Genomic DNA, 16,128 nt, shown 5'->3' with positions numbered 1-16,128 from the left:
CTTTCGCCGGGATGACGACTTTTCATTGCATCGGCCAATCCGCACTCGGATGAACGGAAAGCGCAGACGAAGAGCCGGAGCCGCAGTGAAAAGTAAGCGTGACGAGATAACCAGCCCCCTTGGTAAGGGGGCGCCGCGGCAGCGGCGGGGATCGGAGGTGCATGGCCCGGGGCCCGCGGTTTTGCGAATGCAAAAGCGTGGGGTCGCAGACGCGCAGCGTCCAGATGGGCGATGACCCCGCCGGCTGACCTCGGCACCCGCATCAGTCGATACCGTTGCTGCCTTCCGGCCCTGGCGGGGTTTTCGACCTAGCGTCGCGAGGGGCCGACGGGGCCACCATAGAGACTTGCATCAAAAGCCCCGCCGTCAGCGGGGCTTTATCGAATCTGGCGGAGAGAGGGGGATTCGAACCCCCGAAGCGCGGTTTAGACGCTTACACACTTTCCAGGCGTGCTCCTTCAACCACTCGGACACCTCTCCGTTTTTCCGGGAGAGGCCTGAACGCGGCGCAAGGCCAGGTCAGGGGTGCACTCCAGGGCCGTGAATTCTAGCTGCCAGGCCCGGCATGGACAAGCGACGCCTTCACGGTCGCAGTCGATGCGATGCGGCGTGGCAGAATGAGGGCATGTCCTATCTTGTCCTCGCCCGTAAGTGGCGTCCGAAGCGCTTCGCCGAGCTGGTCGGGCAGGAGCACGTGGTCCGCGCGCTCAGCAACGCGCTCGACACGGGCCGCGTCCACCACGCCTTCCTGTTCACCGGAACGCGCGGCGTCGGCAAGACCACCATCGCCCGCATCTTCGCCAAGTCCCTCAACTGCGAGCGCGGCACCTCGGCCGAACCCTGCGGCGAATGCGCGGCCTGCCGCGACATCGATGCCGGCCGGTTCATCGACCTGCTCGAGATCGACGCGGCCAGCAACACCGGCGTGGACGACGTGCGCGAGGTCATCGACAACGCGCAGTACATGCCCAGCCGCGGCCGGGTGAAGGTCTACCTGATCGACGAAGTCCACATGCTGTCCAAGTCGGCGTTCAACGCGCTGTTGAAGACGCTGGAGGAGCCGCCGGGCCACGTGAAGTTCCTGCTGGCCACGACCGACCCGCAGAAACTGCCGGTGACCGTGCTGTCGCGCTGCCTGCAGTTCAACCTGAAGCGGCTGGACGAGCAGCAGATCAACGGCCAGATGACGCGGATCCTCGAAGCCGAGGGCATTCCGGCCGAGCCGGGCGCGATTCGTCAGCTCGCCAAGGCCGCCGATGGCAGCCTGCGCGACGGCCTGTCGCTGCTCGACCAGGCCATCGCCTACACCGGTGCCAGCGCGGGCGCCGACGGCGGTGTGCTCGCCGACGCCGGCGTGGCCGCCATGCTGGGTACGGTCGATCGCACCCGCGTCGGCGCGCTGCTCACCGCGTTGGCTGATGGCGATGGCGAGCGGCTGCTGGCCGAAGTGGCGACGCTGGCCGAATTCTCGCCCGAGTGGGGCGGCGTGCTCGACGCCTTCAGCGACGCGCTACATCGCGTGCAGGTGCGCCAGCTGGTGCCCGGGGCGGAAGTCGAGGCCGACGGCGTCGACGTCGACGCCCTGGCGGGCAAGCTGCGGCCGGAAGTCGTACAGCTGTGGTACCAGATGGCGCTCAACGGCCGCCGCGACCTAGCGCTCGCGCCGAGCCCGCGCGCCGGTTTCGAGATGAGCCTGCTGCGCATGCTCGCGTTCCGTCCGGCCGAAGGCGAGGGCGCGCGCGCCGCGTCGTCGTCGCCCGGCGTGAGCCGCGAGCCGGTGCGCAGCACCGCATCCGCGGCTCCGCAGGCGCCGGCGTCCACGCCGCGCACGCCGCCGCCGAATCCGTTTGCCGATGCGGCGCCGTCCGCGCGACCTGCACCGCCGGCTCCGCGGGAAACGCCGCCGGCGCGTGAGGCCGCGCCGGTCCGCGAGGCGTCGCGCCCACCGCAAGCGTCGACCGAAGACTCGCCGCCGTGGGAGGTCCCGCGCGAAGCGGCCGTCGCCCGCGACATTCCGCGCGAACCGGTTCGCGCGCCGCAGCCTGTCGCTCCGCCCGCGCCGGCAGCGCCCGCTCCGACCCAGAGCGCGCCGCCCGCGCCGCGTCCCGGCTTCGTCCATGACGCCGGCATCGCAGACGCCGATGCCTGGCATTCGCTCGTCGCGAACTCGAACCTGCGCGGCCCCGCGCGCGTGCTGGCCGAACACGCCGGCTTCGTCGGGTACGCCGACGGCGTGCTGAGCCTGTCGCTGTCGGCGGACGACGATCTGCTGCGCAGCAATGCGATGACGGTGAACCTGGTCGCCGAGGCGCTGGCGCCGGCGCTGGGCGTCACGCCGCAGATCCGTTTCGTCGAGGCGTCGCGACCGGCCGAATCGCTTCGCGAACGCAACGAGCGCGCGCGCGACGAACGGCAGGCCAATGCCGAAGCCAATTTCATGAGCGATCCCGACGTGCAGCGCCTGATTTCGCAACACGGCGCGAAGGTCGTGCCGGATTCGATCCGTCCGTACGACGAGAACTGAGTCGAAACACCCCCGCCGCGCTCATGCGAGTCGCGGCACAACGCCCCCACCGGAACACGAGAACGAACATGCGTGGAAACATCGCCCAACTGATGCAGCAGGCGCAGAAGATGCAGGAAAACGTCCAGCGCGCCCAGGAAGAACTCGGCAAGCTGGAAGTCACCGGCAACGCCGGCGGCGGCATGGTCAGCGTGACCATCACCGGCCGCATGGAGTGCCGCAAGGTGCGCATCGATCCGAGCGTGCTGTCCGACCAGGAAATGGTCGAGGACCTCATCGCTGCCGCGTTCAACGACGCCGTGAACAAGGTCAATGCCGAGTCGCAGGCCAAGATGTCGGCCGCCACCGCCGGCATGCCGATCCCGCCGGGCATGAAGATGCCGTTCTGATGATGCTGGCTGCCGTCCGGCCGCTGGCCCGCGCTGGCGCGAACGGTCGCAGGCGCAACGCATGACGTCTTCCCTGCTAGAACAACTGATCGACGCGCTGCGCGTACTGCCTGGCGTCGGTCAGAAATCCGCGCAACGCATGGCCTACCACCTGCTCGAACGCGAGCGGGCGGGTGGCCAGCGGCTGTCGGTCGCGCTCGCCGAAGCGGTCGAGAAGATCGGCCATTGCGCGCGTTGCCGCGATTTCAGCGAAACGCCGGTGTGCGCCACCTGCGCCAGCGCCTCGCGCGACGCGCACCAGCTGTGCGCGGTGGAATCGCCTGCGGATCGGTTGGCGATCGAACAGGCCACGGGCTATCGCGGCCTGTATTTCGTGCTGCAGGGTCGGTTGTCGCCGCTGGATGGCATCGGCCCGCGCGAACTGGGGCTCGACACGCTCGCCGCGCGTCTGGCCGAAGGCGAGGTCCAGGAGCTGATCATCGCGACCAATCCCACCGTGGAAGGCGAGGCGACCGCGCATTACCTCGCGCAGCTGGCGCGCCAGCATGGCGTGCGGCCGAGCCGCCTCGCGCACGGCGTTCCGCTGGGCGGCGAACTGGAATACGTGGACCGCGGCACGCTGTCGCACGCCTTCGGCAGCCGCACCGAGGTCGCGGACTAGCGGCGCCTTCGCGGCGATTGCGGCATCATCGATGCCCTCATCCGCAACTCTCGCCCCGCAAGGAGCGCGCCCATGTCCGAGACCATCTTCCACAAGATCATCCGCCGCGAAATCCCGGCCGACGTCGTCTTCGAAGACGACAACCTGATCGCTTTCCGCGACATCGCGCCGCAGGCGCCGGTGCACGTGCTGTTCGTGCCGAAGACCGACATCGCCACGCTCAACGATCTGAAGGAAGACCAGGCCTCGATCGTCGGCCGACTCGCGCATGCCGCGGCGGAATACGCGAAACGGGAAGGCTTCGCCGAGGACGGCTACCGCATCGTCATGAACTGCAACGGCAACGGCGGGCAGACGGTGTTCCAGATCCACCTGCATCTGCTGGCTGGCGCGCAGCTTGGGCGGTTCGGTACGCCGCGCTGAAGCTGCCGTCGACCACGCGATGCGCCGCATGAAAAAGCCCGCCTTCCGGCGGGCTTTTTCATCAAGCGAACGCGCTGGCGATCACCACCAGCCCCACCACGGCCACGGCGCCGGGTACTGCACGACATCGACGGTTTCGCGCACCGGCCACAGGTAGACCACGTCGGCCTCCACGCGCGGGAAGCGGTAGTCGTATCCACCGATGCGGCGGTTCTCGTAACCCGCAACGCGGCCGACGAAGGTCACTTCGCGGTTCTTCTCGAACACCGCCGGATCGTAGAAACCGGTGCGGCAGGCGAGGAAACGGCCGCCGGTGTCGTCGCTGCCCCAGTACGGGCGCGCCGATTCGTTGAGGTTGGTGGAGATCATCTCGAAGCAGGTGCGGTTCTGCTGCGGCTCGACGCTGACGATGCGCCCGCCCCAGCGCACCGAGGCGCCGGTGGAGTCGGACGCAGCCGCCTCGCGCGGGGTGATCGGGTTATAGGCGCCCTGCAGCGGCTGCGGCGCCGAGACGCACGCGCTCAGCAGCGCGGCGCCCAATGCGAGTAGGACGAGACGGACGTTCATCGGCGTTCTCCTGGAGAAGTCGCGGGCGGGCGATGCGCGCGCAGCGCCTTGGCCAAGGCGCGAGCCGAACGTCCCCCCGTTTGGGCATCAGCGTACCGCCAATCGTTGAAACGTTGGCTGAGCACGTTCAGTTCCACGGCCAAGTCCGGACGCGCGGCGGCGACGCGCGACACCCAGGTCGATGCCGCCTCGCTGGGCGACCGCTCGAGCCCGAAGCGGCGATAGCGGCGTCCAAGGCGATGCCATGCGCGCAGCACCGGATCGCGTTCGCGTTCGCTGCGTCGGCTGAACCACACCATCCAGAGCAGGCCGAGCGTCATCGCGCCCACCAGCAAGGCGGTGAGCATGCGCCAGTCCACGCGATCCACGCCGAGCGGGCTGAGCAGTCGTTCCTGGCGTTGTGCATCGAACGACACGACCAGCTCGTTCCAGCCGCGACGCATCCAGTCGGTGACGTCGTAGAGCGAGCGCACACCCTGCAGTCCGGAGTCGGCCGCCTCGCGCGAATCGAGCGTGTCGTAGATGCGCTCCGGCGCCACCGCGGCGGTCGGGTCCACGCGTACCCAGCCGCGGCCGCGCAGCCAGACTTCCGCCCAGGCGTGCGCGTCCGAGCGCCGCACCAGCCAGTAATCGCCGAGCGGATTGCGATAACCGCCGGCGTATCCGGTCACCACGCGCGCCGGAATCCCGGCCGCGCGCATCAGCACGACGAAGGACGAACTGAAGTGCTCGCAGAACCCCGCCTTCTGGTCGAACAGGAATTCGTCGACGGTATTGCGACCCAGCAGCGGCGTTTGGAGGGTGTACGCGAATTCGCGCTGGATCCACGTAAGTGCGCGGTCGACGATGACTGCATCGCCGCCGGTGCCGGCTTCGGCGCGCCACTGGCGGGCCAGGGCGATCGTGCGTGGGTTGAACCCCTCCGGCAGCCTCAGCGCGTGGCGACGAACGGCGGCAGAGAGATCGGCTTCGTAGCGTTCCGGCGGCGACGACTGGAGGCGCCAGCGGCTGATGGCGACCAGTGGTCGAAACGCCTGCAGCACGTGGTCGGGATCCAGCTGCGTGCCATTGGGCTGCCCCAGCGGCAGATCGAGCGCCACGAGCTGGCGTCCGTCGGTCGGTTCGACCTCCATTTCGTAATCCCAGCGCACGCCACCGGATTCGACCTGCGGTCGAGCCTCGCCCGGACGCCAGCGCGGCTGCGTCCACGTGCGCCCGTCGAAATCCCACAACACCGGTCCACGCCAGTACATCTGCGACGTCGGCGGCGTCGCGCCGAAGAAACGCACGCGCAACGCCGGCGTGTCGTCGGCCATCAGGTCGATCCAGTCGCCCGGACTCATGCGGTCCGACAGGCCGGTGCGCGCCATGGCGCGCTCGGGAATGCCCCATATCGGCGAGGCCATGCGCGGGAACAGCCAGAACGCCGCCAGCGCGATCGGAAGGCCCACCGCGAGCAGGCGTCCGATGCCCTTCAGCCGCTGCCCGGGCCCCGTGGGCCTCACGTCGCCGGATTCGAGCTCCGCCATGCGTTGCAGTGTCGCGAGCACCAGCAGCACCGCGCACAGCGCGAGTGCGAGCGACAGAGGCCCCTGGTCCAGCAGGAACGTCGCGAACGGCGCGAACAGCGCGAAGCCCATCAGGCTGCGCCCATCGCGAAGGTTGAAAGTTTCCGCCGGTTTCACTGCGAGCATTGCCGCCAGCAGCGCGCAGCCGGTGTCGCGACCGATCGCGAAACGGCTGAGCCCGAGGACCAGCGCGATCAGCGCCAGCGCGATCAGCAGGCGCAACAGGCTGGGCACCGGCCGGCGCCACGATAGCGCCACGACAGCGATGGCACTGGCCGCGATACCGCCAGCCAGTTGCGCAGGCAACTGGAGCAGCAAGGGCAGCAGGCACGCGCCGGTGCTCCAGAGCGCCCAGCGGCGCGTGCGGTCGTCCAGCGGCAGCGGCGCGTGTCTAGACATGCGGCATCAATGCCAGGGCACGCAGGCAGGCGTGACGGTGGACCGGCCCGCGATCGGGACCAACGGCCGGCTGGCCGGGCAATTGCAGGCGGTAGCGGCGGCCTTCGCGCTCGGCCTCATCGACCCAGCGGGCAAGGCGCGAGATCCGTCCCTCGTACGGGAGCCCCGATGTCGCGTGCCAGTCGAGCACGATTTCCGAGCCCAGCGGCTGTTCGAACTCGCGCACGATCAGCGCGTCGCGACGGGCGGAGGACTTCCACGCGATCGTCCGCGGTGCGTCGCCCGCGCGATAGCTGCGCAGGTGGTGCACGTCGTCGCCGGCCGGATGCAGCCGCGCCTGCGCGCTTTCGCCCCGACCGCCGGGAAGCGGCGGGCCATGCGGCTCCGGCGCGGGATAGACCAGCAGCGGCGTCTCGGGCCAGACGTAAGCCCACGCGCGCGCCAGGCCCAGCGGGCGCGTCGTCGAGAGCCGCAGCTTCGGGACGTCGAACCATCCGCGCTGTTCGGTGGGCAACAGCAGTTGCGCGTCACCCGCGCCCTTGTCGAGGTTGAGGACGGAGGGCTCTGCGTCGAAGGTGCCATCGTCGTCGAGGCGCAGGCCGCGACGCAGGCGGCCGGGTTCGGCACGCGTGTGCAGGCGCAGTTCGAGCGGCGTCCCGGCCGCGACGGGTTCGGCGTCGGCGGCGATCAGCAGGAGGTCGGATAGCTGCATCTGCGCCGCGAGCAGGCTCGCGAGTCCCGCACCGGCGAGCAGCAGGCCGAGCAGCAGCGCCGGATTGTTGTTGTAGTTCAACGCACCGACCAGCATCGTGATCAGCGCCATCGCATAGAACATGCCAAAGCGCGTGGGCAGCACGTAGATGCGGCGCCGGTCCAGGCGCGCGGGAAGCGGTTCGGGATCGCGGGGCCGCGTGAACACCATCGCGATCGCGTGGGCGCGCAGGTACAGGCGCCGTGCAGCGGCGACGGGCATGGATCAGTCCACCGGCACCGCGTGCAGGATCGCCTTCGCCAGTGCCGCATCCTTGCCCGCGTCGACCTCGGCGACGAGGCGGTGCGCGGCGACGGCCGGGAACAGGGCCTGCACGTCCTCCGGCAATACGTGCGCTCGACCGAGCAGCAATGCGTACGCGCGTGCCGCGCGGAGCAACGCGAGTCCCGCGCGCGGCGACAGGCCGACGCGCACGCCCGGATGCCGGCGGCTGCGCGCGAGCAGCGCCTGCACATAAGCGATGAGCGCCTCGCTGGCATGCACGTCCTGCACGGCCTGACGTGCGGCGATCACGTCCTGCACGCCGAGTTGCGGCGTCGCGCGGGCGATCAGGTCGCGGCGGTCGGTGCCGGCGAGCAGGTCGCGTTCGGCGGCTTCGCCGGGATAACCCAGGCTCAGCCGCAGCAGGAAGCGGTCGAGCTGCGAATCGGGCAGCGGATACGTGCCGGACAGATCCACAGGGTTCTGCGTGGCGATCACGAAGAAGGGCTCGGGCAGCCGATGCGTCGTGCCGTCGACGGTGACCTGGTATTCCGCCATCGCCTCGAGAAGCGCGCTCTGCGTCCGCGGCGGCGCGCGATTGATCTCGTCGGCGAGCAGCACCTGCGTGAACACCGGACCGGAGTGGAACTGGAACTGCCGCGCCTGCGGATCGAACACCGACACGCCGACCACGTCGGCAGGCAGCAGGTCGGAGGTGAACTGCACGCGCTGGAAGTCCAGGCCGAGCGTCGCGGCAAGCGCGTGCGCCAGCGTCGTCTTGCCCAGGCCCGGCAGGTCCTCGATCAGCACATGCCCGCCGGCCAGCAACGCGACGAACGCCAGGCGCACTTCCTGCGGCTTGCCGAGCACCAGCGCGTTGACCTGTGTCTGCGCGCGGTCGAGGGATGCGCGAAGGCCATCGGTTAGCATGGCCGCCGTCGAAAGGGATACCGCCATCGTGCGTGTCTCCTGGATTGTTCCGGTGGTGCGCCGCGCGAGTCGGCCAGTCGCCGACGAGCTCCCCCTTCGCGAGGCGGCCGGCGCGTCGAATCATGCCGGACCCTTCATTTCACCCGAGTGTAGCGAGGTCACGAACGGATGCGGGATGCAGTGCAGGCGCGGCGTGCCTTTTGGGTGCTGTGGGTCTCGGTACTGGCGGTGAAGCTGCTCATCGCCGCGCGCCTGCCTCTGTTCGTCGACGAAGCGTTCTACTGGCAGGAAGGGCGGCATCCGGCGGCGGCGTACTCCGATCTCCCGGGCCTGACGGCGTGGCTGACGCGGCTGGGCACGGCGCTGGGCGAGGGCACGTTCGCCCTGCGTTTGCCGTTCCTGCTCATTGGCGCGGCGGTGCCGCTGCTGATGGTGCACGTGGCGTCGCGTGAGTTCGGTGCGAAAACGGGATGGCAAGCCGGCGTGCTGACGCTGTTGTTGCCGCTGGCCGGCGCGCTCGGGCTGATGGCGCTGCCCGATGCGGCGATGGCGCTGGCCACGCTGCTGTGCCTGGATGCGGGCGCACGCCTGTTGCGGCAGGTCGACGCGCCCGCTGCGTTGGAACTGGCCTTCGGACTCGCGTTGGGCGCGCTGTGCCATTACCGCTTCATCGCTGTGATCGTGGTCGGCTTCGTCGCACTGCTGATGCTCCCTGAAGGTCGCCGCGTGCTGCGCGACGTGAGGGTGGTGGTCGCCATTGCCTTCGGTGCGTCGGCGTGGGCGCCGCTGGTGGCCTGGAACCTGGACAACGCCGACGCGGGACTGCGCTTCCAGCTCGTGGATCGCCACCCCTGGTCGTTTCATGCCGACGGCATCCTCTTCATCGGCATCCAGGCCCTGCTGGTGACGCCGCTGCTGTTCGCGGCAATGGCGGTCGCGGCACAGCGCAGCCTGAGGCGTGCCTCGACGGTGTCGCGCTATTTCGCGCTGCTGGGCACGGGCGTGGTCGCGGGCTTCTTCGCGCTGGGCTTCTTCGCCGATACCGAGCGCGTCAGTTTCCATTGGCCGTTGCCGGGCTACCTCGCGCTGCTTCCGCTGGTACCGGCGGTGCTCGTCACGTGGCCGCGAGCGTGGCGACTGGCGACGTGGTGGCTGGCGGGCGCCGGGCTGGTTGCCAACCTCGGCTATTACGTCGCCGTCTCGAATGCGAACTGGCGCGAAGCCAGCGCGGCGGAGAAGTGGTACCCGGCCAACTTCGCCGGATGGAAAACGCTCGCCGACACGGTCCGCGCGAAGCTCGACACGATGCCCGAAGGCACGCGCGTGGTCGCCGACAACTTCAAGATCGGGGCCGAGCTCGGCTTCGCGCTGGGCGATGCGCGCATCCCGGTGCTCGATCATCCGATCAACCTCAAGCACGGACGCGCGCCACAGCTGCGCTTGTGGGGATTGCAGACGGCCGGACGCAGCGAGTGGGGCGCCGCGCCCGTGCTGCTCGTCGTCGGCGCCACGGAAGTGAAATACCGCGACCTGCTCGATCGCTATCACGCACTGTGCGGAATGGTCGGCCCGTTGCCGCCCCCGGAGGTGCTCAACATCGACCACGGACGGCAGCGCTTCCTGCTGTTTGCCTTGACGGGCGAACCGGTCCCCGGCCCGTGCACGACGCCGTCGATGGCGTGGGTGGATTCGCCCGTTGCCGACGCGCGCGTGGGCCGTCGTTTCGACGTGCGGGGCTGGGCGTTCAAGGACGGCGTCGGGTTGTCGAACGTGGAGGTCACGCTGGACGGCAAGGTCGTCGGGCAGGCGCGTTACGGGCGCGAGTTCCCCGGATTGCAGCAGGTGTGGCCTGTGTCGAACGACCCGCAGCATCCGCGTGTCGGATTCGATGCAAGCATCCAGCTGGGCGAGGACAGCGGCTTCGCGCCGGGCACGCATTGGCTCGGCCTGCGGCTCACCGGCCGCGACGGCAGTGTGGAAACCTGGGCCGAGCAGCCGATCGAACTGACGCGGTAGGCGTCAGGGCAGGCGGAAGCCCGCTTCGCGCAGCAGTCGTGCAGTGGCGATCAGAGGCAGGCCGATGAGCGCGGTCGGGTCGCGATTCTCGATCGCCTCGAACAGCGCGATTCCGAGGCCTTCGGACTTGAAGCTGCCGGCGCAGTCGTAGGGCTGCTCGGCACGCAGGTAGCGTTCGATCTCGTCGGCGGCGAGTTCCCGGAAGCGTACGACCGTGCAATCCATCGCCTCCAGCGGCTGCTCGCCGTGGCGCACCAGGCACAGGCCGGTATGAAACCGCACCGGCTGCCCGGACATCGAGGCGAGTTGCGCCGTGGCGGCTTCGTGGCCGCCGGGCTTGCCGAGCGCACGGCCATCGGATTCGGCGACCTGGTCGGAGCCGATTACCCACGCGCCGGGATGCCGCGCAGCGATGTCCGAAGCCTTCGCCCGGGACAGACGCCGGGCCAGCGCTTCGGGCGTCTCGTTGGGAAGCGGCGTCTCGTCGGTGCCGGGGCGCTCGGTATCGAACGGCACCCCGAGGCGGGCGAGCAGTTCGCGCCGGTAAATGGAGGTGGAGGCCAGGATGAGCCGGGGCGTCGCGTTCATGCGCCCGGTGCGCGGGCCTGGGCGATGCGCGACAATTGCTGGTCGATCCGGCCGCGTGCTGCGTCGATGGAGGTGCGGACCTCGTCGAGCTGGGCGAGGCTGGCGTCGGGACCGTGGTCCCGGAGCCACAGCCGCTGGCGGAGCATCTCGCGCATGGCCTCGCCGACCGGGTCGTCGCCGTCCCCGCCGGTGACTGCCTCGATCTCGGCCCGCGCCACGCGCAGCTGGGCTTCCAGCGCATCGGCCGCATCCAGGACGTCGCGCATGGCGCGGTCGCGCCGGCTGGGTCGGGAGCGGGAATAGACCAGTGCCGCGATCACCAGGGCGGACACCAGCAGGAGCAGGGCGATGGTCACGATCGTCGACGGAAGGACGGAAGGCCTTCAGTGTGAAGGGCCGCCCCGCGCCCCGCAAATGCGACGGGCGGAAAACGTGAACTGGCCCGCTCCGGCACGATGCGTTCAGGTTTGACAGCGGGTACGGCGATCTCTAACATTCCGCAGCTTATGTCAGCGGACCTGCCCGAGATTCTTGATGCTTGGCGCATGGTGGCGGCGCGGCGCGGCGTGGAAGGCCGTGTGCCGTTGTCGGCGCTGACGCGGCTGCGGGACAGCCTGGTCGACACCCAGGGTGAAGTGCGATTCGCGCTCGATTTCGATCGCGACTCGCTCAAGGTGCCTTATGTCGAACTGCGTATCGATGCCGAGCTGCCGCTGACCTGTCAGCGCAGCCTGCAGCGGTTCCTGTTGCCGGTGAACATCGTGCAGCGGCTCGGCCTCATTCGCGACGAAGCGGACGAAGCCGCGTTGCCGCCCGGATACGAGCCGCTGCTGGTGCCTGAAAACGGCCAGCTGCGGACCGTCGAACTGGTCGAGGACGAACTCATCCTCGCCGTTCCGGTCGTGCCGATCATGCCCGGCACGGAAGCGGTGGAAGGCGACTGGCCCGCTCCTGAAGAGGGACCGGAGCCGGAGCGCGTGAACCCATTCGCTGCGTTGTCGGCGTTGAAGAAACATTCGAACTAGTTTTTTTGGAGCAAGACCATGGCTGTCCAGAAGTCCCGCGTTTCCCCGTCCAAGCGTGGCATGCGTCGTTCGCACGATGCGCTGTCCGCCAAGCAGCTGGCCACCGACCCGACCACGGGCGAGACCCACCTGCGTCACCACGTCACCGCCGACGGTTACTACCGCGGCAAGAAGGTGATCGACACCAAGTCCAAGGTTGCCGACGAAGAGTAATCTCTTCGCCCACCGCCGCCCGCGCCCGTCGACCGACGCGCGCGGACGCCGCCGGGCCGACTGTCCGCCGCCGCAAGGCCCCGCGAGGCAGCGTGGCCGTGGCCGCGATCCCGATGCATTAGGGTAGCGGCGGTACGCTTCCGTCGGCTTCGCCGGCGGTCCCCGGCAAGTGCCCGACAGGGCCATCACGGCTGTGCAGCGGAGTGGCGATGACGCAACAGATTTATTCCCGCATCGCGGGAACCGGCAGCTACCTTCCCGAGAAGGTGCTGACCAACGACGACCTCGCGAAGATCGTCGATACCAGCGATGAATGGATCGCGGCCCGCACCGGCATCCGCGAGCGCCACATTGCCGCCGAAGGCGAGACCACGAGCGACCTGGCCTATCACGCCTCCGTGCGCGCCCTCGAAGCGGCCGGTGTCGATGCCACGGATCTCGACCTCATCGTCGTCGGCACGACCACCCCCGATCTCATCTTTCCGTCAACCGCCTGCCTGCTGCAGCACCGTCTCGGTGCCAACGGCTGCCCCGCGTTCGACGTCAACGCCGCCTGCACCGGTTTCGTCTACGCGCTGACGGTGGCCGACAAGTTCATTCGTTCCGGCGCCGCGAAGACCGTGCTCGTGGTCGGTGCGGAAACGCTGACGCGCATGCTCGACTGGAGCGACCGCTCCACCTGCGTGCTCTTCGGTGACGGCGCCGGCGCGGTCGTGCTCAAGGCCGACACCGAAACCGGCATCCTCAGCACCCACATGCACGCCGATGGCGGCAAGAAGGAACTGCTGTGGAATCCGGTCGGCGTGTCGGTCGGTTTCAAGCCCGAAGAACACAACGCCGGCGTGCGCGTGCTGATGACAGGCAACGAGGTCTTCAAGCATGCGGTGAAGGCGCTGGATTCTGTCGTGGAAGAAACGCTGGAAGCCAACGGCCTGGATCGCCACGACATCGACTGGCTGATCCCGCACCAGGCCAACCTGCGCATCATCGAAGCCACGGCCAAGCGCCTGGACATGCCGATGGAGCGCGTGGTCGTCACCGTCGACAAGCACGGCAACACGTCGTCGGGTTCGGTGCCGCTGGCACTGGATGAAGCCGTGCGTTCGGGCAAGGTGCAGCGTGGCCAGCTCGTACTGCTCGAAGCCTTCGGCGGCGGTTTCACCTGGGGCTCGGCGCTGCTGCGCTACTGAGTTTCCTCGTCGCGAAGAACATGACGCCTCCGCTCGCTGCGGAGGCGTTCCTGTTTGTGCCGTCGAGACGGCGAGCCTGACGCGATCCTCGGAAGTCGCCTACATCCTGTCGCGCACTGTTGCGATGCCATCGATCCCGCATGCACGTCATGCTTCCCGATCTCGAGCGACACGAACAAGCGGCCCATGAATAGGCGGACGAATACACACGCCGACGCGTACAGCGGGACGAATTGCGTCGCCGAACGTGATCGGCCAGCGAGGCTGCTGCGCGAGCCGTTTACGAAGCGCGCGCCTTCACAGTTCCGCAACGCATCCGGCCTTCAATACGACCCGGTACAGACGCACTAGAGCAAAGGCTCGTATCATGCGCACTCTTTTCGCAGGGACCCCCGCCGAGTGACCGATTCCACCGCCCACGACGCTTCGCTGGCCTTCGTGTTTCCAGGCCAGGGTTCCCAGTCCGTCGACATGCTCGCGGAGCTGGCCGAACTGCACCCGATCGTGCGCGAGACCTTCGGCGAGGCCAGCGATGGCGCCGGCGTCGACCTGTGGGCGCTGAGCCAAGGCGGTCCGGAAGAAATGCTCAACCGCACCGAGTACACCCAGCCGGCGCTGCTCGCCGCGGGCGTGGCAGTGTGGCGCGCGTGGCACGGGCAGGGAGGTCGTTCGCCGGCGCAGCTTGCCGGCCACAGCCTGGGTGAATACACCGCCCTGGTCGCCGCTGGCGCGCTGTCGCTGAAGGACGGCGCGCATCTGGTCCGGCTGCGCGGGCAATTGATGCAGGACGCCGCACCGGCGGGCGTCGGCGCGATGGCCGCGGTGCTCGGTGCCGAAGACGCACTCGTGCAGGAAGTCTGCGGAGCCGTATCCGGCACCGAGGTGGTGGTTCCGGCCAACTTCAATTCGCCCGGCCAGATCGTCATCGGCGGTCATGCCGCGGCGGTCGACAAGGCGCTGGCGATGCTTGGCGAGCGCGGCGTGCGCAAGGCGGTGAAGCTCGCCGTCAGCGTGCCCTCGCACACGCCGCTGATGCGCGAGGCCGCCAACCGCCTCGCCGAAGCGACGGCCGGCCTGTCCTGGCGCATGCCCGACCGGCCCGTCGTGCAGAACGTCGATGCACGGGTGCACGAAAGCGTGGACGCCATTCGCGACGCGCTCGTGCGCCAGCTCTACCTGCCCGTGCAATGGACCGGTTGCGTCCAGGCGCTGGCAGGCAAGGGCGCCACGCGCATGGGCGAATGCGGCCCCGGCAAGGTCCTGGCCGGCCTGGTCAAGCGCATCGACAAGGGCATAGACGCACGCGCGATCGGCGCGGTGGGCGAGTTCGAGTCCGCACTCGCCGAGTGGAAATGATCATCGGCATGCAGGCGCGCGGATCCGCGTGATCCCGCACCGGATGCGCATCCCGACGGATGTGCGCTTCACTGCGCTCTCAATGGAGACCTCAATGACCCAGCTTCTCAAAGGTGAAATCGCCCTGGTCACTGGTGCCAGCCGCGGCATCGGCGCGGCGATCGCCGACGAACTGGCCGCGCAGGGCGCGACGGTGATCGGCACGGCCACGTCCGAAAGCGGCGCGAACGCTATCGGCGAACGCCTCGCCGCGCACGGCGGCCACGGCCGCGTGCTCGACGTCAGCGACGCCGCATCGATCGAAACGCTGATTGACGGCATCGCCAAGGACATCGGCGCCATCTCGATCCTCGTGAACAATGCCGGCATCACGCGCGACAACCTGCTGATGCGCATGAAGGACGAGGACTGGCAGGCGATCCTCGACACCAATCTCACCAGCGTCTACCGCACCAGCAAGGCGGTGATGCGCTCGATGATGAAGGCGCGCAAGGGCCGCATCATCAACATCGCTTCGGTGATCGGCGTGACCGGCAATGCCGGCCAGGCCAACTACGCCGCGGCCAAGGCCGGCATCATCGCCTTCAGCAAGTCGCTGGCGAAGGAGATCGGCAGCCGAAATATCACGGTCAATGTCGTGGCGCCGGGCTTCATCGACACCGACATGACCAAGGCGCTGCCGGAAGACGCCAAGAACGCGATGCTCGGCCAGATCGCGCTCGGCCGTTTCGGCGAGCCGGCGGACATCGCCCGCGCAGTGGCCTTCCTGGCCGGCCCGTCGGCGGCCTACATCACCGGCGAGACCCTGCACGTCAATGGCGGCATGTACATGCCGTGAGCGGCCTCGGCCGATCACTGTTTCAGCTGTAACCGCTTGAATCCAAAGGGCTTTCGCGTATGCTCGCGATCGTCCTCGATTCAATTAGACTATTCCGTCGAATATCCCGTCCCGGGAGGAGTGAGAACCCATGAGCAGCATCGAAGAACGCGTCAAGAAGATCGTGGTCGAACAGCTTGGCGTTAAGGAAGAAGAAGTCACCAACAACGCTTCGTTCGTCGACGACCTCGGCGCGGACTCGCTCGACACCGTCGAGCTGGTGATGGCGCTCGAAGAAGAGTTCGAGTGCGAGATCCCGGACGAAGAGGCCGAGAAGATCACCTCGGTGCAGCAGGCGATCGACTACGTGAAGGCTCACGTCAAGAGCTAAGCGTCCATCGCTTGGCGGATGCCGGCCCACTGGCCCGGCGTCCGCGAAAACCAACGCCGAGCTTCGGCGCCTGGTACGTCAGGAAAATCAGACCGGGG

General features: G+C 68.5%; 17 protein-coding genes, 1 tRNA gene and 1 other RNA gene. 11 read left to right on the top strand and 8 right to left on the bottom strand.

Annotated features, from left to right (window positions below):
* Window positions 1-234: 234 nt before the first annotated feature.
* Together ffs and GOY17_RS12700 are read right to left on the bottom strand one after the other, a co-directional pair.
* Window positions 235-331: signal recognition particle sRNA small type (gene ffs / locus GOY17_RS12705), an RNA gene on the bottom strand.
* 56 nt (window positions 332-387) lie between these two features.
* Window positions 388-480 (bottom strand) — tRNA-Ser (locus tag GOY17_RS12700).
* A gap of 145 nt (window positions 481-625) precedes the next feature.
* Between GOY17_RS12700 and dnaX the strand changes: the two genes are divergently transcribed.
* The 4 genes from dnaX (at window position 626) to GOY17_RS12680 (ending at window position 3,997) form a co-directional block, all read left to right on the top strand.
* Window positions 626-2,524, top strand: coding sequence for a DNA polymerase III subunit gamma/tau (gene dnaX / locus GOY17_RS12695; protein WP_157030680.1), 1,899 nt, complete (start codon window positions 626-628; stop codon window positions 2,522-2,524).
* 68 nt (window positions 2,525-2,592) lie between these two features.
* Entirely contained in the window at window positions 2,593-2,913 is a 321-nt protein-coding gene (locus tag GOY17_RS12690) for a YbaB/EbfC family nucleoid-associated protein (protein ID WP_115842950.1), read from the top strand.
* A gap of 61 nt (window positions 2,914-2,974) precedes the next feature.
* On the top strand, window positions 2,975-3,574 hold the full coding sequence (gene recR / locus GOY17_RS12685) for a recombination mediator RecR (protein ID WP_115842951.1): 600 nt from the start codon (window positions 2,975-2,977) through the stop codon (window positions 3,572-3,574).
* A gap of 72 nt (window positions 3,575-3,646) precedes the next feature.
* Window positions 3,647-3,997: a histidine triad nucleotide-binding protein gene (locus GOY17_RS12680; RefSeq protein ID WP_157030679.1), complete on the top strand. Its 351-nt coding sequence runs from the start codon at window positions 3,647-3,649 to the stop codon at window positions 3,995-3,997.
* An 81-nt stretch (window positions 3,998-4,078) separates the two neighbouring features.
* Here GOY17_RS12680 and GOY17_RS12675 read toward each other — a convergent pair whose 3' ends face one another.
* The 4 genes from GOY17_RS12675 to GOY17_RS12660 are packed head-to-tail and all read right to left on the bottom strand — an operon-like array spanning window position 4,079 to window position 8,461.
* Window positions 4,079-4,564 carry a Slp family lipoprotein gene (locus tag GOY17_RS12675; RefSeq protein WP_115842953.1) on the bottom strand — a complete coding sequence of 162 codons (486 nt, stop codon included), beginning with the start codon at window positions 4,562-4,564 and terminating at the stop codon, window positions 4,079-4,081.
* On the bottom strand, window positions 4,561-6,531 hold the full coding sequence (locus GOY17_RS12670) for a transglutaminase TgpA family protein (RefSeq protein WP_157030678.1): 1,971 nt from the start codon (window positions 6,529-6,531) through the stop codon (window positions 4,561-4,563). Before GOY17_RS12670 ends, GOY17_RS12675 begins: the two co-directional genes overlap by 4 nt.
* Window positions 6,524-7,474, bottom strand: a complete 951-nt coding sequence (locus GOY17_RS12665; RefSeq protein WP_425482308.1) for a DUF58 domain-containing protein — start codon at window positions 7,472-7,474, stop codon at window positions 6,524-6,526. Before GOY17_RS12665 ends, GOY17_RS12670 begins: the two co-directional genes overlap by 8 nt.
* Before the next feature lie 33 nt (window positions 7,475-7,507).
* Window positions 7,508-8,461: an AAA family ATPase gene (locus GOY17_RS12660; protein ID WP_332310570.1), complete on the bottom strand. Its 954-nt coding sequence runs from the start codon at window positions 8,459-8,461 to the stop codon at window positions 7,508-7,510.
* 141 nt (window positions 8,462-8,602) lie between these two features.
* Here GOY17_RS12660 and GOY17_RS12655 point away from each other — a divergent pair, with 141 nt between their 5' ends.
* Window positions 8,603-10,450, top strand: coding sequence for an ArnT family glycosyltransferase (locus GOY17_RS12655; protein WP_157030677.1), 1,848 nt, complete (start codon window positions 8,603-8,605; stop codon window positions 10,448-10,450).
* Window positions 10,451-10,453: 3 nt separating this feature from the next.
* Here GOY17_RS12655 and GOY17_RS12650 read toward each other — a convergent pair whose 3' ends face one another.
* Entirely contained in the window at window positions 10,454-11,038 is a 585-nt protein-coding gene (locus tag GOY17_RS12650) for a Maf family protein (protein ID WP_157030676.1), read from the bottom strand.
* Window positions 11,035-11,394 (bottom strand): hypothetical protein, encoded by a 360-nt coding sequence (locus GOY17_RS12645; RefSeq protein ID WP_115842957.1) that lies wholly within the window; start codon window positions 11,392-11,394, stop codon window positions 11,035-11,037. Before GOY17_RS12645 ends, GOY17_RS12650 begins: the two co-directional genes overlap by 4 nt.
* Window positions 11,395-11,544: 150 nt before the next feature.
* On the opposite strand from GOY17_RS12645, the gene GOY17_RS12640 reads away from it, so the two are divergent.
* The 6 genes from GOY17_RS12640 to acpP all read left to right on the top strand — a co-directional run bounded on the left by GOY17_RS12640 (window position 11,545) and on the right by acpP (window position 16,030).
* Window positions 11,545-12,063 carry a YceD family protein gene (locus tag GOY17_RS12640; RefSeq protein ID WP_157031722.1) on the top strand — a complete coding sequence of 173 codons (519 nt, stop codon included), beginning with the start codon at window positions 11,545-11,547 and terminating at the stop codon, window positions 12,061-12,063.
* Between the two features lie 18 nt (window positions 12,064-12,081).
* Entirely contained in the window at window positions 12,082-12,276 is a 195-nt protein-coding gene (gene rpmF, locus GOY17_RS12635) for a 50S ribosomal protein L32 (RefSeq protein WP_115842959.1), read from the top strand.
* 209 nt (window positions 12,277-12,485) lie between these two features.
* Window positions 12,486-13,466 (top strand): beta-ketoacyl-ACP synthase III, encoded by a 981-nt coding sequence (locus tag GOY17_RS12630; protein ID WP_157030675.1) that lies wholly within the window; start codon window positions 12,486-12,488, stop codon window positions 13,464-13,466.
* Window positions 13,467-13,937: 471 nt separating this feature from the next.
* The gene (gene fabD / locus GOY17_RS12625) at window positions 13,938-14,822 is read left to right on the top strand and encodes an ACP S-malonyltransferase (protein WP_425482307.1); all 885 of its coding nucleotides are present in this window, start codon (window positions 13,938-13,940) and stop codon (window positions 14,820-14,822) included.
* Between the two features lie 94 nt (window positions 14,823-14,916).
* Complete coding sequence (gene fabG / locus GOY17_RS12620) at window positions 14,917-15,660, top strand: 3-oxoacyl-ACP reductase FabG (protein ID WP_157030673.1); 744 nt, start codon at window positions 14,917-14,919, stop codon at window positions 15,658-15,660.
* 130 nt (window positions 15,661-15,790) lie between these two features.
* Window positions 15,791-16,030, top strand: a complete 240-nt coding sequence (gene acpP, locus GOY17_RS12615; protein ID WP_031373652.1) for an acyl carrier protein — start codon at window positions 15,791-15,793, stop codon at window positions 16,028-16,030.
* Window positions 16,031-16,128: the final 98 nt, after the last annotated feature.

It is taken from the genome of Lysobacter soli, from assembly GCF_009755585.1.
Lineage (GTDB): Bacteria > Pseudomonadota > Gammaproteobacteria > Xanthomonadales > Xanthomonadaceae > Lysobacter_J > Lysobacter_J soli.
This window is presented reverse-complemented; position numbering and strand designations above follow the sequence as displayed.